Source organism: Mesorhizobium sp. M2A.F.Ca.ET.067.02.1.1 (assembly GCF_004023285.1).
Taxonomy (GTDB): Bacteria; Pseudomonadota; Alphaproteobacteria; order Rhizobiales; family Rhizobiaceae; genus Mesorhizobium.
On sequence record NZ_RZSB01000027.1, the window covers coordinates 1 to 22,623 of the forward strand.

Below are 22,623 nucleotides of genomic sequence, written 5' to 3' on the forward strand. Positions count from 1 at the left end.
GCGTACCTGATCTCAAAATCGATTAAGGCGGCGCGGATCGTTGCCTTTGAAGACCTGGGCATGGAAGCCATCTATGAATTCGATGTGCAGGACATGCCTGTTATCATGGCCGTCGATGTTGAGGGAAACTCCATTCACAATTCCGGGCCTCTTGAGTGGCGTAAGCGTATGGCGGCCGACAGCATCGCACGCAACATCGGCGTTTGAGTCTTTCCGTTGGGCGATTTCGGCCAGACTCCAGCGTCAAATTGCCGTGAGACGAGCGGCATTTGCGGTGCCTTGCGCCTCGGCGAGCCGGACGAGCAAGGCCTTCAATTCACCCCAATAGCTGAATGTGCCACTGAATACTGCATTGAGTATGCCGTCCACGCGATCGAGGCTCGAATGCCGTCGCACGTCTATCAAGTACGGCAGCGGAGATTCAAGAAAATGGGGTATCTATTTATTAGGAGGTCTTCGCCGCCGCCGACTAATCTCTCCAGCGGCATCATTGCCCCGTTAGGCGTCGGGGCGATAGCCAAAGTACTTCTGCAGCTTTTCTCAGCGGATCGCTCTCCCTCAGCTGATTGTCGTACCCCATTCTGGCACATCTCGGACCGAGAACGGATGCGTTCCACTACTACATTCGGTCATTCAAGATGGATAGAATTGATCGGCGCACAAGGCGCTGTCATCGCTGCTTGAGAGCAACAGGTTATGAAGTCGAAACCCGACCCCGTGCAACTCGACAGTTGGGACGTCCGGATTCTCTCCGAGATTCAGGCAGACGGTCGGATTTCAAAAAGTGAGCTTGCAAAACGAGTTCATCTTTCGGCGTCGGCCTGTTCGGAGCGGCTCCGAGCACTCAAGGCCGCAGGGATTATTGAGGGATTCTATGCGCGACTGAGTCCTGCCCTCATTGGCGGCATGATCTTTGTGATGGTAGAAGTCGTGCTGGATCGCCATCGTCTTGAGGACCAACGACACTTCGAAACTGCAATCCAAGAGATCCCGGAAATCCTGGACTGCTGGGCAATTGGGGGGCGCGTCGATTATCTGATGCGGGTCGCATCTCCTTCTATGGCCGCCTATCAGGATTTCATGGAGGGACTGCTGCAGGCAGGCTTGGGCATTGATCAATACTATAGCCTTGTCGTCACGAAACCAGTGAAGTCCAATTCACCGATACCTTTGTCCGCACTGAGGCAACGGTGAAACCGAAAGTTTAAGTTTCAACGGCGTTTGGCGCGGATCCCGTAGATTCGTCGGCAAAAGGCGCCCATTCCGACGAAACTCAAGGGACATTTGCGGTATACTAATTGCTGGAAAAAGGTGGCCGAGCGCTATCCGCCAGTTGATGGCGAGGAAGGACGATGCGCTTGAGCAATCTGGAACCGATCATTCCAGGAGACGGATCGAAGCAGCCATCGGACGCACTTGCCCAGCACGGTTACGGCGAGAAGTCAAACCGGATCGTGCCTGGTTGAGGAGGCGTCCATATCTAAGATGCGAAGTGCCGAAAAATGCCTCTACCGCTACTTCAAGGGGGGAACTTTCGCCCTGGATTGGCGATCAGTGGCGATTGAGCTTAGTCGCGGTCAGCGCATCCGTGTAGGGGGCGAAATCTACAGCGAGGGTTTGGCAAGCCGACGGATAGCGGGAGTGCAAGCTGGCCCGCTCGGCCTTGGGGACCAACCGGGCCCTCGACGCCTGCGGACATTCGGAGATCGCTCCATCGCGTTTTTACGTCCTAAGTTCGTTGCTGATCGAGATTAGGAGATCGTCTGTCCTGTTTGACATTGCTGGTCTCCGCAGCCTTCTAAGTGAGGAGCATGGCTGTGCCGGGGGCGCGTAGGTGGGTGACAAGGCCGGTCACTCCTGCCAGCCGACGTGGTCTTTGAGAAGGTGGAGGTTGCGCTACCCGGCTGGAGAGCATGGTGCCAGTTTTCACAAGACAAGGGTCGCTTAATCGAATGGGCGTCAAGTTCATAGATTGCGAACAGATCATGGGGGGATTTGAATAGTGCTACTGACCGAGGCAGAGCTGAAAAGAGTTGCGAATGCCAGTCGAGGACATAGAGCCGCATCGATCGTTCTAAAGGAAGAGACGGCCGCAGCTACAGCCAGATCGTCATTCGACGTTTTTCTGTCACATTCTTTCAAGGACGCAGAGATCATTCTCGGTGTGAAGCGAATTTTCGAGGAGCTTGGGTTCACTGCTTACGTAGATTGGGTCGAAGATTCACAACTGGACCGCACAAAGGTCTCCTCGGCCACCGCCGAGTTGCTGCGGACCCGTATGAGGCAGTCAAAGACGCTTATCTATGTGCATTCAAACAATTCTCCAGGATCCAGATGGATGCCTTGGGAGCTTGGCTTTTTCGATGGGTTTCGGACCGCGGTAGCGGTTCTGCCCGTGGCAAAAAATTCTTCGGAAACATTCTCCGGGCAAGAATTTTTGGGCCTATACCCTTACATTGATGGGACAGGACCTGCATTCCTGTTTATGAACAGAGGGACCGCGCCTCGCTCAAGAATAGGCTCTGTAAGCTCGACTGCTAACCTCACGTTTGCCAAATCCTGGCTTAAAGAATTTACCGCCACAAAATAGACTGGTGTGCTTCAAAAATGAAATATCCTGGACTCTATAATAGCGCCGACGTGGCATCCAACGAGCAGCAGGCGACGTTTCTCCGCCTGATCCGGGCAGAGTACGTTCTTCTTTTTTTAGCGTCGGTGCTCTCTTTGGACTTGTCGTCATCAAAAGCCTATTTCGGTGTCTATGCTGCGGTATTTCTTTGCTCAATGGGAGTCCTCATTTTCCGGTCGGTCACAAAGCCCGAGCAGGTCTGGTATCAGGCTCGAGCTCTGGCAGAGTCGGTGAAGACATTGACTTGGCGCTTCGCGATGCGAGCACAGCCGTTCGATGACGCGCGCGCGGCTGACGCCAGAGCTGATTTTCGAAAGCTCATGGAAGATATCCTTGATAGCAATCGTCACCTTGGTAGCGCGTTGAGCGGCACCGATTCAGCATCGCCCCAAACAACGGACGAGATGATGTCGATAAGGGACTCCCCGCGAAAAGAACGAAAAGACCTATATCTGCAGAGACGAATCTGCGACCAACGGAAGTGGTACGAGAAGAAGGCGCGCTCGAACAAGAGGTCCGCGAAAGTCTGGATGGGCCTTGGTATTTTTGCATACGCTCTGGGATTCTCGTTCATCGTAGTACGCATCGCTGACCCCGCGATGCCAGGCTGGCCGACCGAGCCGCTAATTGTCATCGCCGCCTCCCTTATCGGGTGGACCCAGATCAAGAAATTTAACGAATTGGCATCGGCTTACACGTTGACAGCTCACGAGATCGGCTTGACTGCCGACCTTATTACGGACGCCAACTCGGATGAGGCATTCTCCGCCGCGGTGAACGAAGCCGAACTGGCTTTCTCACGGGAGCACACCCAGTGGGTTGCTCGTCAAAACAACTAAGAGACAACAATGGCATACAGCGATCCGACCTATGTAATATTTGACGGCGATGAAGACGCTTGGGCATACCGCTTTATGAAAGGGTGGAACGCCAGCGAGAATGTGAGTTTTGAATTCGCGAACGCTCACGATCTGGACAATATGACGGGCCGAGCACAGGACGAAGATTATGTTAAACGCAATCTTCGCAACAGAATGAATGGATCGAGCCAGGTACTTGTCCTGATCGGTGAGAAGACGAAAAACCTTTTTCGCTTCGTGCGCTGGGAAATGGAATTGGCTCTTGATCTAGGTCTGCCGATAATCGCAGCAAACCTTAACGGCTCGCGGCAACAAGATGTGAGCTGTCCGCCTATCATCAGGGACAAATGTGTTGTGCACGTGCCGTTCAAGATGAAGGCCATCAAGCACGCGCTAGCCAATTGGCCGAGCGAATTTCATCGGCTTTCAAACGCTCAGCGTGGCGATGGCGCCAGGAGCTATGGCGAAAGCACCTATCGCGATCTCGGCTTATAATCGCCCACCTAAAAGCACTTAGCCGCCAAAACATCCTCGCCATCCGCTGGCGGCGACTAGCCTTAGCAACGACCGCCAGCCTGTTCCGAGCTTGCCGAGCGATGATAAGAAGACGTCCGATTTGCTGAGTTTGGCAGAAAGCTGCAGGTCATGTGCAACCTATTTGAGGAGCCCCGCTCGAAGCGTCGGATCGTCAGGCACGATCACGTCGCGCGAGGGCGCTGGTTTCGCGAGGAAAAGGAGCGGCTGTTCGACGTTTGAGGCTTGATCCAGCGTTTCGAGACTGCACGAGCGGCGAGCATTGATGGAGGCAGCTTTTCAGGCCGCGCAATTCTGTCGGCTGCCCCCTCCTGCGAGCCGCAGCTCGGCTCGCCCTGCGCAGCAACCACGAATCTGCGATCGCAAGAAAGGCAACACGCTGACCGATAGAACTTGGCGGCGCTGGTCGGCTGCGAATCAAGATGTCGATGGCAAGGAGCTCTCGCCGCGCGTCTTTGCCGGGCCGAACCTTCTGGCTCTCGTCCAGCCGCTTGTTGATGGCCGAGATCGACGAGGCCGAGAACGCATGGGCGCACAGCTCTTCGGTGATCGCCTTGACCTTCCGGGTCGACACGCCCTGCACATACATCTCCGCAAGCGTCGCCACCAAGGCCCGCTCGGAACGCTGGTAACGCTCGAAAAGTTCGGTCGAGAAGCGGCCCGCCCCGTCCTGCGGAACCCGCAGCTCAAGCTTGCCGACCCGGGTGACAAGCGTGCGGCCATAGTAACCCGAGCGATAGCCGAGACGCTCCGGCGTGCGCTCGCTCTTCGAAGCACCCAGCGCCTCGTCCATCTCGGCCTCGAGCACCTCCTGCATCACCGCGCGGATCACCTCGTGCAATCCATCCGGATTCGAAAGCAGAATGTCTTTGACGGCAGCGCTGGCGGTCTTACTTTCTGTCTTGGTCATGGTGGCGTTCCTTCCAGGGAATCGGTGACGTTGAACATCAGCAGCCTGCCATGACCGCCCTCTCTCAGCGAATTTGCAGAACCCTCAGCACACTACCCAATATCGCCCGCTAATCGGGCACTATGCTGGGCGCATGCGCGTCGTAAGCTGTTCGTGTTTGCAGGACGCGCCCCCGACCCTCGGCTAAGGCGAAGGTGACGCCTTAGTTTTCACGGCAATTCGGGCCGATCCCGCGAATTCCACGGCCAATAACCTGCATTCCCGAGAAACTCGAGGGACGTTTCCGGTATGCTATTTGCTAAACAGGTGGCTGGCCGAGTGCCCTCCGCCAATTTATCGCGAGGAGAGGGACATGCGCTTGAGCAATCTGGGAACCGAGCAACTCCGGGAGAAGGATAGAAGCTTCGTCTTCCATCCTTCTACGCATTTGGCCAAGCACAGCCGAGGCGAAACGCCAAATAGGATTATGGCCGGTGCGGAAGGCGTCTATATCTGGGACACCGAAGGCCGAAGGAGCCTCGACGGTTTCGGAGGACTCTACTGCGTCAACATGGGATATGGATGCACGGAGATCGCCGAGGCCATTGCCAGGCAAGCACACGAATTGCCGTTCGCGCACGTCTATGCCAGCCAAGGTACGGAGCCGGTCGCCCTGTTGGCAGAGGCCGTGGTCGAGTATTTCGGTCAGAACATGCGAAGGGTCTATTTCGGCCTCTCCGGTTCCGATGCCAACGAAACCAACATCAAGCTGGTCTGGTACTATAATAACATTCTTGGCCGGCCCGAAAAGAAAAAGATCATCTCGCGAAATCGCGGCTATCACGGGTCTGGATTGGTCACGGGTAGCCTAACTGGCCTTCCCTTCTTTCACAATTTCTTCGACCTGCCTCTGGATTTGGTGCGCCATACAACCACGCCGCACTATTACCGCCAGGCGCGTGTCGAGGAGAGCGAGGAAGCGTTCTCCCGGCGCTGTGCCGATGAGCTTGAAGCCTTGATCCTGGCCGAAGGACCGGAAACGGTTGCAGCTTTTATCGGAGAGCCGGTACTTGGGACAGGAGGTATTGTGCCGCCCCCCAAAGGGTACTGGACGTCCATTCAAGCGGTGCTCGACAAATACGATATCCTTCTAATCGCGGATGAAGTGGTCTGTGGCTTCGCGCGAACCGGCGAGAAGTTCGGTTCCCACCTGTATAACATGCGTCCGGATTTCGTGACCATCGCAAAGGGTTTGAGTTCCGCCTACCTCCCCATCTCCGGGTCAATCATTGGCGACCGTGTCTGGTCGGTTTTGGAACAAGGAACTGAGAAGCACGGCGCACTCGGCCACGGCTGGACATATTCGGGGCACACGCTTTGTGCCGCAGCCGCGCTCGCCAATATTCGACTGCTTAAAGAAAAAAATATTCTGGAGCATGTCCGCGATGTTGGACCGTATTGGCAAGACCGGATGAAGGCCGAGCTGGCGGGACATCCCATCGTTGGTGAAGTTCGCGGAGTGGGTATCCTGTCGGCCGTAGAGATGATGCGGGACCCAAAACAAAGGATCCCATTCGAACCCGACCTTCAGGTCGGGGTGCGCACTGCAGCTGCTCTGTTTGAGAATGGTGTCATCGGACGGGCCATGCCGCATGGCGACATCCTCGGTTATGCACCCCCCCTGATCATTACCCGAAAAGAGATCGACATCATTGTCGACGCGACGGTAAAGTCGGTCGATACCACCTATCGCGCGCTGAAGGCCGAGGGTGCCGTATGATTTTGCGATCGCGAAGGAGCGAGTCCGGAGGCAGGCATGTCCCTGCGCGCTACTGCGCCGAGCAGACCCAAAACTGTTGAATTCCAGATATCTGATCTTGAGCATGCTCCGGGCTATTTCAGTCACGATTTGTAACCGAATCAGTTCTGTCGCCGCTGTCCTGTTGCCCAACGACCAGGACCTCTGTGCGGCGCGCCCTGCGGGTGTACCTCCCCGCCGGCAGGGCGCCCTTTTTGACCCACGTAATCAGTATCATTATGGCCCGTGCGGAATCGAGGGTCTGGTAAAGGTCATCTGCACGTTCCGATGCACATTGAGCTTAGACGTGCCCTTTACATCATTGCAGCGGGCCACGGTCGCCGGTTCCAAAGTGCGGCAATGCCGAAGGTTATCTTCCTTCACATCACAAAGAGCAGAATAATAATTGCGGTGAATTTTATCACGTCAGGTATATAAAAGGACGATACTCACACGCCACCCCGTTCACAAGGAAAGGCATTTTAATATTGTTGAGACGATTCGCCTATCAAAGGAAAGAAAGCATCGCAACACTTCTTTGCGGATCACGGCGCCCCGGGTGTGGGATGAGCGGCAATCCGAATTGTTATGCTAATTCCGACCCAAATTCCTGCAAAAGTTGGGGTCAATGATGCCTTTTGGTCAGCGCAGGATGATTTCTCCTGGTTTGGTCGGTGCAGGGGCGGTCATGATTTAATGCATGGAGATTCTCTGATTGAGCTGTTGAGATCATGAGGCGTCTGCCAGACGCCCATCGGGTGAGCCCAGCATGATTGGGATGACCGACGAAGATCGAAAGTGTGGCAGCATTCTGGAGCCCGGTCAGCCCAGCGACGCCCGCGAATTCAATCGCGTTGTCGGGCCATACACGACGCAGCCGGAGGGCGTGCAGAAAGAGGAAGAATCGAGCGCGACGATGACGAGGGACATGCCACTTGTTTTCGAGACATTCCTTGAAAGACTGTCACAGAGTATCGATGAGGCAGATTTCCGGGATGCCATGGCTGAGGCGGCCGGACGACTTGACCTAATCTTCTTTGCCTACCTCTCCTTGCCAGTACGGCCTTCCGGCAAACCGAGGTTAATCTCGAACTATCCACCCCGCTGGACCAGACAGTATCTGGAAAATCAGTATGAGAAACTCGATCCTGTGGTCTTGCGTGCTCGAAATGGCGGCTGCCCGTTTCACTGGGGATCGAATTTGGGAGGCGATAAAATGTCGCCGGCTCAACAGCAGCTATTCGATGAGGCGGCTCAATTCAGCATCTGCTGCGGTTTGACGATCCCAATTGTCGATCTCCGCGGCCGCATCGCTGCGGTTACTTTTGCCGCCGATGAGCCTCGTCCAGTATTTCTTCGGGTCGCTGAGCGGTACGAACAAGCTCTTCAACTGATGGCGGCCTGCTTTCATCGTTGCGTTCGCCGCAAATTGCCAAGCGATCGAACAGTGGATGGGATTTCGCTGACATCCCGCGAATATGAGTGCCTGAGGTGGGCAGCGCGGGGTAATTCAGCCCGGGTGACCGGCCGCATCTTGGGTATCAAGCCACGCACGATCGCTTTTCATTTGGACAATGCCAAGAAGAAGCTAGGCGTGCGAACCCAAAATCAGGCTATAGCCCTTTTGGGGTCCGAAGGGTCCTCAATTCTCTGAGAAGCTTTTTGATCCCCTTGTGCTCGGGCCATTCGATCGCGCGCTTTGTATCGAGCGTTGACTGGATGCCGAGATCTTCTGTTCCGCCGGCTCGGGCGATGCAGCCGTATTCTTCCAGTCCGCGCCGGTGATCATAGTCTATGGGTGCTCGAGCGGGTGTTTCGTCGCTGACGAGCTAGTCGTGCGGTTATATAGTTTCCGAGGATGGCCCGCTTGCATACCTGCCTGCCGGTAATCTCTAACCCTTGACTTAGGGCGATGGCTATCGGTTATGCGGCTTGAAAGCGAAGAGGTGGACCCTTCGTCGAGCGCCGGTACGATATGGAGTGCTGCTCCGGGCTAATACCCATCCAGACAGAGCGGAACCTTCTATCACGTCAGACGCTCGGACAATTGCCAAAACCCGATTTCCTGGGAACTGAATTGTGCTCGCCACCGGGTCCATTTTGCCGGCGCGTCTGTGGTGCAGGCCCCGATCAGCCTGACCAATGGCACAGGAACTGCCTGCTTCTATGACCGAGCACTGCGAATTTGTCAGCTGGCGAACAATTCCTTGTAGCCGCTCGTCACCATCCAGTTCGCACGGTCGAGATGACTACGAAGCGCCTTCCTGGCGCGCTCCGGTTCAAGTGCCGGATCAATGCCGAGGATCAGTTGGGCCATTTCCTCTTCGGGCGCCTCATCGTCTGAGGCGTCCAGGAGCCTCATATAGATGGTAAAGTGCGCCCTGTCGTAGGCGGTAAGACGGTCAGACCAAGGGACTTCGTCGAGCAGTGTTGAGCTTTGAGTCCTATCTGTTCCCGTTGATCGATTCATGTCTGCCGCGAACCTCGCATGTTGATCGCTGGATCCAAGGCAGAATATCCCAAAATGGGATAATCCGAAACGGGGATTAGTCGCTGAGCCGGTCTCTACCTGACCGGTTCACCTAAATGCCCAAATCTCTTCGATCTCCCCGCCACCAGCGGTTTCTGGCCCAGTTGATCTCACTGCGCAATGTCAAAGGGCTGACGCAGGCGCAGGTGGCTGAGAAGCTTGGTCGTCCGCAATCTTTCGTGGCGAAATATGAGGGTGGCGAGCGGCGTCTCGATATCATTGAGTTTCTCGACGTAACTGCGGCCCTCGGTGCTGATCCGTGTGAGATTCTGTTGAGCCTGCGCACGTAGTGGGCGCCCGCGCCCATCACCGCGCGTGCCGTGTGCCGGTGGGTCGAGCCCCGCTTTTCTTGGCTCTGGCGTCTCGACCATTCCGCTGCGCCTCCTAGCGCGTCGTTAGACTCTCGCAATTCGCTCTATTTGTGCCTTTCCCAGCAGGTGGCGCCGCATCCTTCTAGGCCCGCCGCGGCGTCCCGCAACCCTTAGCCAGCTGTGAGCTTTCAGTAGGTCGTCCATCCGGTCCTCCGGATGCGGTGCGGCTCAGACGGCGGACCCGTTCCTGTCATGATTCGCCGACGCACCCATTCCTGGGAAGCAGCCATTGGCGAGCGGAGGACAAAATGATGAGACAGCGAAGCGCTGGGCCATCCGCGCTGTGGTGATACGTCGATGCATGGTGTTACGCGACTTCGTTGCTTGAAGCGAAGCGACCGCACCGCCCATTTCGTCAACTGGCGAACAAATCCTTGTAGCCGCTCGTCACCACCCAGTTTGCACGGTCGAGATGACTGCGAAGAACGTTGCGTGCGCGCTCAGGTTCGCGTGCCGGATCAATGCCGAGGATCACTTTGGCCATTTCCTCTTCAGTGGCGTTGTCTGCCGAGGCGTCCAGGAGCCTCATATAGGTTGTAAAGTGGTCCTTGTCGTAGGCTGTAATGCGGTCCGACCAGGGGACCTCGTCGGCGAACGGCGTGTTCGATCTGGGCTGCAACATCGCTAATTCTATCTCCGGCCAATGGACCCGCGAAGCCCTGTGCCTGCTAAATGTGGATTACATATTATAGTTGATAAACTCAAGCCGCCTGATCCGCTGGCTTGCGTGCATGGATATGCGCAAGTTGGTCGGACGGAATGTGCAGAGGATCAGGCAAAGGAAGCGCCTGACGCAGGAGCAGCTTGCGGAGATTTCCGGGTTCAGTCAGCAGTACATCAGCGGCTTGGAGAAAGGCCGAAGAAATCCGACAATTATCACGATCTATGAACTGGCATTGGCCCTCGGCGTCAGCCACATGGATCTGGTTCGGCCCGACAAACAGGCCTGATGCCCCCGCCCTCCAAGTAGCTGGCGGCCTGATGGCGCGCGCCGGGTGCTTGTGAGCCCACGCTTTTCTTAGGTCCCCCGGCAGCCCCTGCCATTTAGCTCGCCCTCGCGCGGGCGCACCCTATTGGACAGTCGGCCGCTGCGTTTTTGTCAGCTTTTCCTGGGACGTGGGGTGGTCGGCATTCCCTTTTAGGCCCGCCGCGGCCTGCTGCAACCTTCGCTCTCGCTTCAGGTCCTTCTCTTGGTTACGGTCCTTCGGATGCGGTCTGCCTCTTTCAGCGGGCCTAATCGCTTTCTGTCGCCCGCCCCACGGGGACAGGCACGCGAGACTAGTATGGAGCGTTGCGGTTAGCGCGCGAACAGCAAAGGAACCGAAAAAACAGGCAACTGTCGCAGCATGGCTGGCCCAGCCATCGTGTCGGCATCTAGGAGCCGCGTGTTCGCCTTGCGCTGACACGAAGCTCAGACATAACGTCCGGGAGACGATGCTGGCAAATAGTCTGGCTGAAGCATTCCACCCACAATACCAAAGCCCGTCCCGATCCAAAGCGCTTCTACGCCCTCCATCTCAGGCGCGAGGCCTGCTGGCCAGTGCACCTTCTTGGTCCGCCGGAAGAGAGCCCCGCCCTCTCGACAATCGGCTTCATGAGGTCTCGCCCTGCAGTGTCGACCGTAAAAAAGGGCGCGCGAGGCGCCCTTCATTTAAACCGGCAGTCGGGAAGCAGACTTCACTCTGATATTCAAAAGCGGTAGGTGACACCTGCGCCTATCAGCCAGGGATCGAGCTCGGCCTTCCCCGTCAGCTTCGCGCCGGCCACCGTGACGTCGAAGTCCGGCTTCAGGAAAAGCTTCTTCACGTCGAAGTTGAGGCCCCAGTGCTGGTCCACCATATAGTCGAATCCGACCTGCAGCGCCGTGCCGAACGTGTTCTTCACCTTGAGAGCATCAGCGCTGCCAGTGTCCTGGTTGTAGAAGATCGTGTAGTTCACGCCGGCGCCGACATAAGGTTTGAACGCGCCGAGATCGGTAAAATGGTACTGCAACGTGAGCGTCGGCGGCAGCAGCCAAACTTTGCCGATGTTGCCCAACCCTCCGATCGTCCCTTGGCCCGCGATGTTGGCATAGGTGGTACCGAGTATGAGTTCGGCGGCGATGTTGTCGGTGAAGAAATACGAGATATCGAGTTCCGGCGTCACCGTGTCCGAATACGAAAGACCGGAGCCGGGAAGCGTATCAACGTAGCCCAGATCTTTCGTAACGACGCCCAACGCCCGCAGGCGGACCTGCCAAGGGATTGGCGCTTCGGTGACCGAGGCTCCCGTCTCCGCCAGGACGGTCTCTGCTTGCGCAGGCTCCGCGGCGACGGCCTGCTGTCCCACCATGATCAGGGCCACCGCCGCTGCTGTTGCCCGCGCTACGCCCATTCGCGTTCTCGCCATGAGATTCACTCCTTGATGTTCAAAAAGGATGCACTGCACTATTTCGTCTCCTGCTCGAATGAATTGTTGATGGACCTCAAATGCCCCTCTTGCGTTGCAACGCGTTCCGCCGTCTCCGGAAGGTGATCGTTGAAGCCGATTGCGCTGCGGAGAAAATTGGTGCCTAGACTGATGAATGCGGCTTGCTCCCGATTGTCCTTGCCGCAGCCGTGCCCGCCTGCGCTGGCCTCGTAAAAGTAAGCGGGATAGCCAAGAGCCTGCAGTTTTGCGGCCATCTTGCGCGCATGGCCCGGATGGACGCGGTCGTCGCGTTTCGTGGTGGCGATCAGGATAGGCGGATAGGGCTGTCCCGGCGCTGCGGCGTGATAGGCGGAGATTTCCTTCAGGAAAGCCCAATCGTGAACCTTGTCCGGATCGCCATATTCGTCGATCCAGCTCGCGCCCGCCAAGAGCTTGGTGTAGCGACGCATGTCGATAAGCGGTGCTGTGCAGAACAGAGCCCCGAAATGCTCAGGATAGCGGGTCAGCATGTTTGCGATCAGCAGGCCGCCATTTGAGCCACCCTCGGCGGCAATCCGCCTCGGCAGGGTGATGCCCCTTCGCACGAGGTCGGCGGCAACGGCGGCGAAATCGTCATGGGCGAGACGCTTGCCCTCCCTGCGCCCGGCTTCGTGCCAGCGGGTGCCGAACTCGCCGCCGCCGCGGATGTTCGCCTCGACACACGTGCCGCCGCGCTCGAGCCACAGCTTGCCCAGCGGGGAGTTGTAGTAGGGCAGGAGTGATACGCCGAACCCGCCATAAGCGGAAAGATGAATCGGAGCATCTCCGTTCCCGTTCGCCGGACCAACCTGCGTATAGGGGATCAGCTCATGATCGATAGAGACTGCCTCGTGGCGCGTGACCACCAGTCCGGATGCATCGAAATTCTCCGGGCTGCGCTTCAGGATTGCTGAAGCGCTGAGAGACGGCGCGGCATTCATATCGAACAGCAAGAGCTGCGGCGGCGTGATCGGATCCTGAGCACAGATCAGGACCTCTCCATTGGTCTCGTGAACTGCCGCATCGAATGACCAGACGTCGACAGTACCTTCGGCGGGCAGGGTGTTCAGGACTCGGCGCGTCCATTCCTGGTGGCCGGGAGTGAACATCTCGAAACGCGGTACGAGATTGACGAGGTAAGAGATAATGAGCTTCCCGTCATTCCAGAAGAATGACTGCATGGAGCGCCTTTCCCTTGGTTGAAACAGGGTCTCAAAATGGCGTCCGCCGGCGAGGAAAGAGGAAAGCGAGATGCCGATCAGCGCGTCGGCGGGATGGGTGGTGCCTCCCACCGTCCAGGGCTTGCGCGGCCTTACCGCCAGCCAGTCGCCGAAGACCCGCCACGAGGCGTCGCGAGGAAGATCGATCTGCCTCCTCGGCCCGCTCCTATCGCCGATCCAGCTGATCTTCTCGAAGAAGGCCGGCTGCTCAATGAACCAAAGGCGCTCGCTGCGGCCGGTGCGGTCCGAATGACCAGACACTTGGAAGCTTTCGAACCCGGCCTCGAAGATTGCCGGCGTGGTGAGGGGATCCGCGTCACGCTTCCACAGCCGAACGGTGCGCGCATAGCCGGAGCGGGTGGCCATGCCATTACCAAGCGCACTGGAAAGCAGAAGCGTGTCAGGGTCCAGCCAATTAACGTAGCCTTTGGCCTCGGGGAGGTTGAAGCCGTCCGCGACAAAGCTCAGAGAGATCAGGTCGAATTCGCGATGCACGACCGCGTCGCTGCCGCCGCGCGACAGGCGCAGAACGGCTCTTTCCCGTCTCTCCGGCTCGATGGACGCGCCGTCCCAGATCCAATCCTCTCCGTCGCTAGCCGCGAGAGCATCCAGATCGAGTAGTAGCTCCCATTGGGGATCTGCCTTCATGTAGGCGGCAAGGGTGGTCCGGCGCCACAGTCCGCGTGGATTTCCGTCATCTCGCCAGTAATTGTAGAGGTACTGACTACGGCGCGCGATCAGGGGAAGATTGTCGCGATTGTCGAAAATGGCTGTCAGAGCCGCGCGGTCGCGCTCGAACTGCGTTCCACCGAAGTGCTTGAGAGTCCTTGCCGATTGGCCGGCGGCCCAGGCAAGTGCCCGCTCGCCCTCTACATCTTCAAGCCAGACATAGGGATCGTCGTCGGGAGCATCCAGCGTTGGACGGACATCAAATGCGTTCATGTCCGGACAGCCTTCAGAAAGAAGGGATAGAGGCTTCCGTCGGCTCGGGAACGCTCAGTGCTGGTAGCGGCGCCCACATGTTCGAAAAGCGTGATCATTGATGAGTTCTTTCAGTCGGTGCGGCATCGCAGTGCTTTTGCGCATAGGACCGCAACCGTCGTGCCAACTGGGAAAATCGTTTCGGAACAATGCGATCGCTCTGGAAGCGTTGTGTCACATGTCCGACATCGTCGAGAATCCGACAACGAGTGCTCCTCCTAATCACCGGATCAACCTCCGGCGCCAGGCGGTGACACCGTGCAGAACTCGAGCAGTGAAGCTCATTGGTGAACCTGGTTGACGCCCAACATCTTCGCTCTGGAGCGCTTCACGCACACGGATTCATGGCAGACACCATGATGCGATCGATGCGGTTAGAGACCAAGCTGGCTGCGCCTGTGAGTTTCAGCCGCCAGCTGGAAGCAGCTGAGTTCTGACGAGAAGGGTGGGGCACCCCTTGGGCGACCTGATGGTTCCCCAAGCCCTGCCGCAATCTTGGCCTGCACCGTCCCCTTGATTGCTGTCGATCAAGCCAGGAAGCTGCATTCGGGCGAACGCATGGGGCTGGTCCCCATGGCAACTTGGGCTGATGTGGGGCCGTCCGATATGCGATACGAGGGTCTAGGATAGGGGAGCTCGGGCTCGGTAGTATCTCAGCGAGACGGCTAATGGTCGACGAAGTCTTCCTGACGCCACGCATTGTTATGCCGCAGCAACAGGGGCGTTCGGGCGCAAGTCTGGTTGTGAAATCGGCTGCTACAGGGGCATGCCGCGCTTCATCTCCATACCGTCAGCGAAGAAAGCGCGGCGCGAGCATCACCAAAGAGAAGCGGCGCGCCGTTCGTTTGCGGTCCACTGACCAGTCGGCTTCACCTGTACAACACGGGCTGGCATAGCGTGAAACTTAGCCTCCAATGGCGGAAATTAGCTTATAGCACCCGGGCTACGACAACCTGCCCACAACCAGCGTCGAAGCCACCGCCACGCCACCAAGTCTTCAGGGAACGTCCTGAACGGAACCCAGCCGGGCACTCCTATCAAAGCGACCCCCTTCGCATGCTCAGGCCGCGCTTGCTGTCGCTGCGCGGGACCGACAGCCTGCTTCTGCCCTGCACAGTGCCGACGACACATGCTTCGACGAAATGGCGTCATCGAGGTCGGGTGGCTTCGGCGCCGGTGCTTTGCCAAATTGCATGATGTTTGGACGTCCGTGGGGGCGGGCAAGGGGGCACAGTCGTGCCTGCAGTTCTCGTGACTGGCGCGGTCGAGGCTGATGGGCGGGATGAACGATCATATGACTGCACCCACTGGTATGACGCCGCGCGAAAGGGCATGGGAGTTTTTGCGCCGCAATCCAGCATTCCAGCGTGAGGTGACCGCTGCAAGCCAGCAGGCCAATAGCTGGTCTTACCAACCCTTGCTTGACCTGGTCGCGTCGGCCGGCGACCTGTTACGCTGGGGTGTTCTGTTTCGCCGAGTCTTATGGGCGAAATTCGATCGTTTCTGGTTCCGCTCTGGTGCGTCCATGTGTTGCCAGTCATTGCAGAACATCTGCCAGCATCGTCGGAGACAACGCCGTGCGAACTCTTGGCATTGCCAGGTCGTGCGACGGTCCTGCCTGGCGCCCGGCAAAGGCCAACATGTTCTTCTTCGCAATGCCGAGCATACGCTCCAGCTCGCCGTCTCTGGCGTGGATATCTTGAGCCTGTCTGTCTCCGAACCGAGGCGATCTGGCCCGCGAGCTTTTGAGGCACCGCCTGAGGGCGGCTCGAGTGCCTCAATGCTCTAAGTGTGGGTCAACGTCTGCCTGCCCGCTGAATTTGGCACGCCTTACACCTACGTCACGACCAAGACCTTCCTGTTGCACTTCGGCCTCGACACACTGCGGGATTTGCCCGATTTCGAGGCGATTGAGGTTGCCGCGCTGCTCAGCAAGGAGAAGCTGCTGGCGGGCGATACTGCCATCGGGCTGGTGAGTGGTGGAGGAGGTGAGGAGCGACACTCCAAGGCCAGGACGGGCTAGCGCAGCAGATACATGGAAGTAATCGCTTGATATGAGCGGTTGAGAGTCGAATCAGGGAACTATGCGATCACTATCGATAAGAGGTGGCAATATCGATCGTGATTGTATCGGGCCACTCTACGGCGAAGGAGGCGGCAACTTGTGTCTCCGACCCGAAACGATTACCTTGCGGCCATTATGAGCAAGCATTTGGCATCCGTCTTGACGACCGTGAACGCGCCCTGCAGCGTACAGCTGGACGACGCGGCGCTGGCCGATTGCTTTGCGGATCTCGATTTGGCCAAGCAGCATCCCGCTCATGTCAGCGCCTTTCTCGGCGAGGTCCCTCTCGCCCAGCAAGTCGAGTTCGCAACCGCGCACCACATTCGCGGTCAACGAGATGAAGGCTTTTGCCGCCAAGTTCTCTGCCTGGTCCGGCGAAAGCTATCCGCTCGCCGCGTAATGGCTGGACATGATAGCCGACGCCCGTCCGAATGGCGGCGGCTTTTTCGTATTATATCGACCTGATCGGCCAGCTTCGCGGGAATGCCGGCGCTACGACTTTGAATGGTCATTTGGCGGCGGAACGGCTATGATGATCCAGATCGGCCATCGCGAAAGCCACGACATCGATATTTTCCTCGACGACCCTCAATTGCTCGGTCATCGACCATCCAAAAGCCACCTGCACTTTGAAACGATGCCGTCCGACTATTTGGGCGACGGGCTTCGGTTCCAGAAATTCGCCTTCGAAGACGTTGGCGAAATCGACTTCATCGTTGCCGGAGCGCTAACAACGAAGCCGTTCTAGACCCGCGTGGTGGAAGGCAGGACCGTGCGGCTCGAGACCATCCCGGAAATCATCGCCAAAAAGGTCTATTACCGGGGATTTCGGAAGCCAACCCGCGCGACATCTTCGACATCGCCGCCGCAGCCCGGTCGCAATTGGGCGAGGTCGTCAACGCTCTGCGTGCGCTCCCAGAACAGGTCGCTCGAACCAGACAGCGGATGGAAAAACTCAACAATGAATTCGTCGGCCATTGCACAGCTGATGATCATGCCCTGACTACGAAGCGTCGCCGCCGACAGTCTGGACGCAGCGTTCGCTGTGCTCGACGAGGTGTTGTCATCACTCAAAGAACCTGACCCCCACGACCTAGCGACCAACCGAGGGAGGGGAGGGGTTTCTCAGAGCCCGGACGCCTTGGTGAGGTTGGTCCGGAATCTGCCGCGCCTCCGCTGATATTTGCGGGTCATCTCGGCCGAGGCATGGCCGAGCTGCTTCTGCACGTAACGCTCCTCGACGTCGGCCGACGAGGCAAGTCCGGCGCGCAGCGACTGGCCCGAGAACAGCAGCGCCCGTTACCCTTCCGGGAGATCGGAGGGGACGCCGGCGGCGATCGTCACCTGCTTGACCAGGCGGGCGACGTGCTTGTCGGAGAGCCGTTCGACGTCGACGGTCTTGTTGTCCTTGAAGATGCGGCGGAACAGGGGTCCACGTGCGATGCGGCCAAAGCGGATCCAGCTCTCGAGCGCGACTACGGGGTAGGTGTGGTCGCTGGAGCCGCGGCCGACCTCGACCTCGCGCCAGCCGGTCTTGCCGCGCAGGGTGACCAGCAGCCCTTGCCGTCAAAAATCTCGATCCAGCTGGCGCCATCGCTGTTGTCGTCGAGACCGACGATCTCGGAGCGCCGCAGGCCGCCGCCACAGCCCAGGAGCAAAATAGCGCGGTCGCGCAGGCCCTGAGGTCGTGGCCGAGCGTGGCGATCATCGCCAGCAGATCGTCGCCAGGACCGCCTCTTTCTGCCGCGGTGGCTTTGCGTGCTTGCGGCGAATGCCGGCAAGAACCTTATAGATATGCCGCTCCGCGCGGTCCTCGACCAGTTCCTGGACATGCGCCGGGACTCTCTGAGCCGGGTCTCCATCTCCTTGTAGAGCTTGTCGAGCTCGTCATCGACTGGCTTCACGTCGTCGATTGAACATTGCGTCATCATAGGCTTTGTGCCTTGTTGTAGCAGGCATCGTCCGTTCGCGCGGCGGACACAGACATCACCGTCGCTGAGCCGAGAACGACGGTAAAAGAAAATGCACTCACTGACTTCATAACCAATCTCTTTTGCGGGTGATTTAGAAACGGACGCCGAGCTTGGCGCTGAACCCGTGTGTCTGGGCATCCGAGGCGATCTGTCCCTGATAGGCGATGCCGAACGTCGCGTTCTCGGTGATGTTTACGTCCAGCCCAGCTTCGAGCAGAGCTGCGTTCTTTGCGATCGGCACGCCCTCGATGGCGAAGGAGGAACCGCCAGCAAAGGCAAGAGCGGTATCCGGCCTGACGTCGCCGAAGGCGTGGCGCCAGCCAAGACCGCCGCGCGCGGTAGCAGTCACGGTGCCGAGGGTCAGTACCGTCGACGCACGCAGACCTAGCGTGGTAAACGCCGTGTCGCTCGAGCGATCCCCGCTCGACAAGGCGGCTGCGCCGCCCTTCTCGGTGAAGCCATCTGCGTCAAAATTCACATAAGCGAGATTAGCGTAGGGCTCGAAGGAAGCCGAAGCCGTATTGATACGGTAGCCGAGCTCGCCAAAGGCCTGGAACGTGCCGGCGTCGTAATCGGCCGAAAGGCTGTCGGCGAAGCCTGGAAAGACCACGGACCTGCCGGTCTCGATGCTGTGCCAGGTATAGGCAAGGCCGGAACGAAAACCGAATTCTCGCTCGAGCCCGACGACGCGCGATCGTCCGCCTCCAAGGAGGTATGGCTGTAGCCGCTGATGAGGCCGAGCCGCCAGCTTTCGCCGACAGCCGCGTCACCGCCAGCCAGAAAGCCGCCTGTCGAGTGATCGAGACCGGCGGCATTGCCGTCGCTGTCGAGATGACCCCAGGCGCCGAAGCCACGGCCCCATACGGCGAAATTCTCACTCGTTGCCGGGGCCAGTTCCAGACCACCCAGCCCATAAGTCATCACCGGAACGCTGGAGGCACCGACGCCGTCGAACGCCGCACGGATCCGTTCGCTCGCGGCATCGCGTACAGAATGACTGTCCTCGATGAGGCCGCTATGAATGGAAGCATGAACCTCGCCTGATAGCATATCGAAAGCGTTGCGGGCTTCCGGCGCCGTCAGGAACAGGATGTTGTCCTGGATCGGATTACCGCTTCCAAGCGCCTGAGCCGCAGCGGCGACCGAGCGTTGATTGAAGGTGCTAGCTACATCGGCAAACGCCGTCGATGTGCGGCTGATATCGAGATAGACATTGTTGGCATCGTAGACGAGCTGGAAATCGACGAAGGGCGTCGCGTCTGTCGCCAGAGCCCCCGTCAGCCCGCCATAGGTGCCGCTTACGCCGCCTGCTGCGGAGAGCAGAGTATATCGGGCATCGACCGATAGCGTTCCCTGCCGCAGCAGCTCGATCTGCGCGCCGCTGTCGATCGCCGCTACTCCGCCAACATCGATGAGATCGGACGACCTTGCGAGGTCGACCTGATAGATCGATCCGGACTGCTGCGCGAAATCGCCCGTGACAGTCAGTGTGGTGACGATCCTGCTCGGATCGGTCGCACTGCCAGGAGCGACCGTGCCGCCCTCGGAAATGGTGACCGCACCGTAGGTGCCGCCGCCTGCGACGACACCGCCGCTGTTTGCGATAGCCGTGCCCCCGATCTGCCCGTCATTCCCGAGAAAGCCGGACGTGGTCGCATCATGGGAAAGCACACCTGTATCGGCAAGCAGCAATCCCGCGCCGGAACCGACCGTCGTCATGCCGGAAAAATTGTTCTTTCCGCTCAGCGTTTGCACGCCACCGGCAACGAATAGTTTGCCGCCCATATTATTGTTATCAACGTCGAGGTCGTTGATGCTGCCGGCGAAAGTGTCGTTCGAAGCCGTTAGCACCAGGGTACGCTTGCCCAGTTCGACCGTTCCGCTGCCACTCAGGCTACGAATACGGGCATCGTTGTAGGCGTCGGAGATTCCCCAATAGTCGCTGCCATTTCCATGTTCGGAGATATCGAACGTGCCGTCTGCAACGACTTTCGCTGACCGTTGGATGTTGCCGAGCCCCGCAAGCGAGAGATAGGCATCCTGAGCAATATTCGTCTCGCCGGTGTAGGTGTTGACATTCGTCATCCGGACCACCGTCTTTGTATCAAGCGTCAGCGATCCGGAGCCGGAGACGACACCCGCTATGCCGAACCCGCCCTCATTCCCCATGCTCGTCGTGATCCTGCTCAGACCGGTCCCTTCGGGTGCGGATGAATCGGTAGAGAAGTTGCTGGCAGTGACGAAATGTGACGTATAAGCGGTATACTTCTTCTCCAGATCGAAAATGACCGATCTGTTTTTGAAGAAGTCAAGACCGGCAACAAAACTGGTCTGGTCATTGGGTTGTTCCGTCGTGCCGCTGGTGTAGGTGAAGTCGATATTGTCCAGCCTTACCGGATCGCCATCCGTTCCTGCGATTGTAACGCTCGGGATGTTGCCCGATGCGCTTACGATCTCGCGTTGCTCATTTCTCCGAACATTTTTAAGTTTGACGCCCGCATCCTGAAATTGCTTCAGCATCGCATCACTGATCTCCAGACTGCCACCGCCCGGTGTGCCGGTGTCGAGCAATACCGCGGTCTTGTTGGGGTCGGTGATTGGTGGGGCTCCATCCTTAACCGTGTACTGCAGATTGTAGCTGCCTTCGTATTCGGTCGAGGCATTGGCGCCAGAGCCAGGAAAATTCTGATAAGAATCCTGATCTTTTTCCTCGGGTTCTCCCCATGGCATGGCATTAGTATATTGGGCCCGGAGGCTTGGATTGAGGTTGACAATCGTGCAGGGGGAACAGCCAGGCGTTTGGTCGCTCTCGGAATCCGGATTCACATTGGCGGAGATCACGTAGCCAGACCTGGTGACACTGCCCATCATGCCCCAGACACTTGTCTTGCCAAGAAAATCGCCGGCCCCGAATGTACCTGCGAAATCGCCGCCTTCGTCTGCCATCTTGCCAGCGGTCATTTTCGCCCGCTGCTCCTTATCGGCGTGATAAGGTTCTTGGAGATCCTGACCATACATATCTTTAAGTCCATCCGTCACGGATCCCGGCGTGCACTTAAGATTGTTGTCCTTGCAATACGCATGGGTATAGACAAAATCGAGAATGCGAGCAGCCCGGTATTTCTTATCGCTTACAGACGGCCCGTCGATTGTTATCTTTTGATCTGGATCGACATATGTAAATTTATCAATTTCCACGTTCTGAAGCTTATTACCATACGTTCCGTCCCCGTACGTATATACGTAAGGCGTGTCGGCAATCGGGCGGACCCCGGTCACCTCTGACCCGATCTGCGTGTTGAGCTGGTCCGAGCCCGTGTCGAATACGTATCGCTGCGCGTTGCCATTGTTGATCTTGGCCCAGATGCCCAGGCGGTCATGGCCTTCCCCGACATACTCCAGCGGGATCGAAATCGGGTCGTCGGCCAACGCTTCTCCAGTTGGAAATGCTACCAGACCCACCCCGAGAGACACAGCCGGCAGGAATACCGTCGTCATCGCGGTGGTTGCCGCCAGAAAGTTCTTTGTCCTGAAACAAGCCTGCATACCTGGTCCTCGAAAAAGTCTCGCAAACTGATTGATCATTGGAACGGCCTCCTGAATTGTTTAACGAGACCCTTTATGGCGGCCCTGGCTGACAACAGCCTGAAAGCTGCAAGCGGCCTGCGAGAATGGGGCGATCCTGAATGACGACAGATGCTGTCAACAATGGATGAGTGCTCGGCCTGAAAGCTGAGCACGCGTTATGCTCAGGCTGCTGACAAGGCCAAAGCAGCGTAAGTGCGGAGTGAAATCCAAGGTCCACATGGGTCGTCGCTCTTCCCGTGCGCCTGGGAAGGCGCCGGCCCGGCCAAGCTTTCCCAGATCGTCCGGATGGCGCACAAGATACCGGTTCAGGTCGATCGAGATGGAGGCCGAGGCGTATGCCAAGGCGGTCGACTGCCTGACGAAAGATCAGAATGCGTCGCTGGCGCTCTACGATTTCCGCCGGCAGCGAGCTCAGTCTCCTGCCGGGCATCCGTGTTTACTGGCGACGAGACACAAGATGTGCCCAAATTGCCACCAGACCGTCACCTGCGATGAGTTTCGGCAACTGATTTTGTCCTTTCAATCGTCGCCACTTCCTGGCCGCGGCCAACATGGGCCACTCGAAGGCAGCAGACTGGCGGCTATATGGACGGGCTGTGAGCCCGAACCGGAGACATTGGCGAAATCTACGATCTCTATAGCAACGTCAAGGAGAAGCGCGAGGTGTTGCAGATGTGGTCAAATCACATCGAATGGCTGATCAAGCAGGCTGCGGATGACGCTCTGGCGGCGTAGCTGCTGGCATGGGCGGAAGATGC

15 protein-coding genes and 4 pseudogenes are annotated in these 22,623 nt (G+C 58.0%); 10 read left to right on the forward strand and 9 right to left on the reverse strand.

Annotated features, from left to right (window positions below; translation table 11 throughout):
* The 4 genes from EOA28_RS04860 to EOA28_RS04875 all read left to right on the forward strand — a co-directional run.
* Positions 1-207 (forward strand): fumarate hydratase C-terminal domain-containing protein (locus EOA28_RS04860; protein WP_189341926.1); only part of this gene is annotated, 207 nt, incomplete at its 5' end.
* A gap of 489 nt (positions 208-696) precedes the next feature.
* Positions 697-1,194: an Lrp/AsnC family transcriptional regulator gene (locus tag EOA28_RS04865; protein WP_095488146.1), complete on the forward strand. Its 498-nt coding sequence runs from the start codon at positions 697-699 to the stop codon at positions 1,192-1,194.
* Positions 1,195-2,607: 1,413 nt separating this feature from the next.
* Complete coding sequence (locus tag EOA28_RS04870) at positions 2,608-3,468, forward strand: DUF4231 domain-containing protein (protein ID WP_095488148.1); 861 nt, start codon at positions 2,608-2,610, stop codon at positions 3,466-3,468.
* A 9-nt stretch (positions 3,469-3,477) separates the two neighbouring features.
* Positions 3,478-3,984 (forward strand): TIR domain-containing protein, encoded by a 507-nt coding sequence (locus EOA28_RS04875; RefSeq protein ID WP_126097358.1) that lies wholly within the window; start codon positions 3,478-3,480, stop codon positions 3,982-3,984.
* Positions 3,985-4,498: 514 nt separating this feature from the next.
* On the opposite strand, the pseudogene EOA28_RS04880 reads toward EOA28_RS04875, so the two are convergent.
* A pseudogene (locus tag EOA28_RS04880) lies at positions 4,499-4,933 on the reverse strand (transposase); the annotation flags it as partial.
* Positions 4,934-5,285: 352 nt separating this feature from the next.
* On the opposite strand from EOA28_RS04880, the gene EOA28_RS04885 reads away from it, so the two are divergent.
* Positions 5,286-6,692: an aminotransferase gene (locus tag EOA28_RS04885; protein ID WP_063169303.1), complete on the forward strand. Its 1,407-nt coding sequence runs from the start codon at positions 5,286-5,288 to the stop codon at positions 6,690-6,692.
* Between the two features lie 934 nt (positions 6,693-7,626).
* On the forward strand, positions 7,627-8,364 hold the full coding sequence (locus tag EOA28_RS04890; protein WP_128314658.1) for a LuxR family transcriptional regulator: 738 nt from the start codon (positions 7,627-7,629) through the stop codon (positions 8,362-8,364).
* Between the two features lie 534 nt (positions 8,365-8,898).
* Here the strand turns inward: EOA28_RS04890 and EOA28_RS04895 are convergent.
* Positions 8,899-9,180 carry a DUF2285 domain-containing protein gene (locus EOA28_RS04895; RefSeq protein WP_095488150.1) on the reverse strand — a complete coding sequence of 94 codons (282 nt, stop codon included), beginning with the start codon at positions 9,178-9,180 and terminating at the stop codon, positions 8,899-8,901.
* Between the two features lie 116 nt (positions 9,181-9,296).
* Here EOA28_RS04895 and EOA28_RS04900 point away from each other — a divergent pair, with 116 nt between their 5' ends.
* The gene (locus EOA28_RS04900; protein ID WP_095488152.1) at positions 9,297-9,530 is read left to right on the forward strand and encodes a helix-turn-helix transcriptional regulator; all 234 of its coding nucleotides are present in this window, start codon (positions 9,297-9,299) and stop codon (positions 9,528-9,530) included.
* Positions 9,531-9,966: 436 nt separating this feature from the next.
* On the opposite strand, the gene EOA28_RS04905 is transcribed toward EOA28_RS04900, so the two are convergent.
* The gene (locus tag EOA28_RS04905; protein WP_063169299.1) at positions 9,967-10,233 is read right to left on the reverse strand and encodes a DUF2285 domain-containing protein; all 267 of its coding nucleotides are present in this window, start codon (positions 10,231-10,233) and stop codon (positions 9,967-9,969) included.
* Positions 10,234-10,342: 109 nt separating this feature from the next.
* Here EOA28_RS04905 and EOA28_RS04910 point away from each other — a divergent pair, with 109 nt between their 5' ends.
* On the forward strand, positions 10,343-10,561 hold the full coding sequence (locus EOA28_RS04910; RefSeq protein ID WP_029354714.1) for a helix-turn-helix transcriptional regulator: 219 nt from the start codon (positions 10,343-10,345) through the stop codon (positions 10,559-10,561).
* Between the two features lie 739 nt (positions 10,562-11,300).
* On the opposite strand, the gene EOA28_RS04915 is transcribed toward EOA28_RS04910, so the two are convergent.
* Together EOA28_RS04915 and EOA28_RS04920 are read right to left on the reverse strand one after the other, a co-directional pair.
* A complete protein-coding gene (locus EOA28_RS04915) occupies positions 11,301-11,999 on the reverse strand; it encodes an OmpW family protein (protein WP_024505687.1) in 699 nt (232 codons plus the stop codon).
* A gap of 38 nt (positions 12,000-12,037) precedes the next feature.
* Complete coding sequence (locus EOA28_RS04920; RefSeq protein WP_128314654.1) at positions 12,038-14,200, reverse strand: prolyl oligopeptidase family serine peptidase; 2,163 nt, start codon at positions 14,198-14,200, stop codon at positions 12,038-12,040.
* Positions 14,201-16,061: 1,861 nt separating this feature from the next.
* Between EOA28_RS04920 and EOA28_RS04930 the strand changes: the two are divergent.
* Positions 16,062-16,262, forward strand: a pseudogene (locus EOA28_RS04930) (SMC-Scp complex subunit ScpB); the annotation flags it as partial.
* Between the two features lie 117 nt (positions 16,263-16,379).
* Here EOA28_RS04930 and EOA28_RS38660 read toward each other — a convergent pair.
* Entirely contained in the window at positions 16,380-16,661 is a 282-nt protein-coding gene (locus EOA28_RS38660; protein WP_189341927.1) for a hypothetical protein, read from the reverse strand.
* Positions 16,662-16,833: 172 nt separating this feature from the next.
* Here EOA28_RS38660 and EOA28_RS39530 point away from each other — a divergent pair, with 172 nt between their 5' ends.
* Positions 16,834-17,052: a hypothetical protein gene (locus tag EOA28_RS39530; protein WP_095488156.1), complete on the forward strand. Its 219-nt coding sequence runs from the start codon at positions 16,834-16,836 to the stop codon at positions 17,050-17,052.
* Between the two features lie 68 nt (positions 17,053-17,120).
* Here the strand turns inward: EOA28_RS39530 and EOA28_RS04945 are convergent, their stop codons facing one another.
* The 3 genes and pseudogenes from EOA28_RS04945 to EOA28_RS41085 all read right to left on the reverse strand — a co-directional run bounded on the left by EOA28_RS04945 (position 17,121) and on the right by EOA28_RS41085 (position 21,862).
* Positions 17,121-17,378, reverse strand: a complete 258-nt coding sequence (locus EOA28_RS04945; RefSeq protein WP_128314656.1) for a hypothetical protein — start codon at positions 17,376-17,378, stop codon at positions 17,121-17,123.
* Positions 17,379-17,429: 51 nt separating this feature from the next.
* Positions 17,430-18,116 (reverse strand): annotated as a pseudogene (locus EOA28_RS40005) (tyrosine-type recombinase/integrase); the annotation flags it as partial.
* Between the two features lie 252 nt (positions 18,117-18,368).
* Positions 18,369-21,862, reverse strand: a pseudogene (locus EOA28_RS41085) (autotransporter outer membrane beta-barrel domain-containing protein).
* Between the last annotated feature and the right edge of the window lie 761 nt (positions 21,863-22,623).